This is a genomic window from Staphylococcus sp. GDX8P80P (genome assembly GCF_017893095.1).
In the GTDB taxonomy this organism is placed as follows: Bacteria; Bacillota; Bacilli; order Staphylococcales; family Staphylococcaceae; genus Staphylococcus; species Staphylococcus borealis.
This window is the reverse complement of sequence record NZ_JAESMI010000241.1, coordinates 1-423: the sequence shown is the minus strand read 5'-3', so window position 1 is coordinate 423 and position 423 is coordinate 1. Positions and strand designations below refer to the sequence as shown.

1 pseudogene is annotated in these 423 nt (G+C 28.8%); it reads right to left on the bottom strand.

The features are described 5' to 3' along the window. Positions 1-76: 76 nt before the first annotated feature. Positions 77-423 (bottom strand): annotated as a pseudogene (locus tag KA858_RS12625) (replication initiation factor domain-containing protein); the annotation flags it as partial.

Sequence of the window (423 nt, the reverse complement as noted above, 5' to 3'; positions counted from 1 at the left end):
GATTTTTTCATACGTTATATCACCTCGTAAATATTAATTATACTGAATTAGCAATTTTTATAAAATAAAACTTATTTTACTTCCAAAATCTAAATTCACGTTGCCAAAAATCGATTTGTTTTTGCAATTGTTTTTCGTTCGCTTTTAAAGTCGATTTCATTAAGTCAGTTAAATCAATTAGAGATATTTCTTTAATTAATTTTTTATATTTATTCTTAGTACGTCTTTCTAATTTTCCCCATTCTTCTTCATCATTCAACAACATAAAAACCATTGCTCTATCCGCAGTGCGTTGGATAGTTTTCCAATCTGGTTGCAAGATATGTAAATCACTAAAGCAATCATTCCAGTAATCCACCATATCTCTTTTAAGTTCGATTTCTACACGCCATAAATGTTCAGACATAACTTCAGCATCTGCAT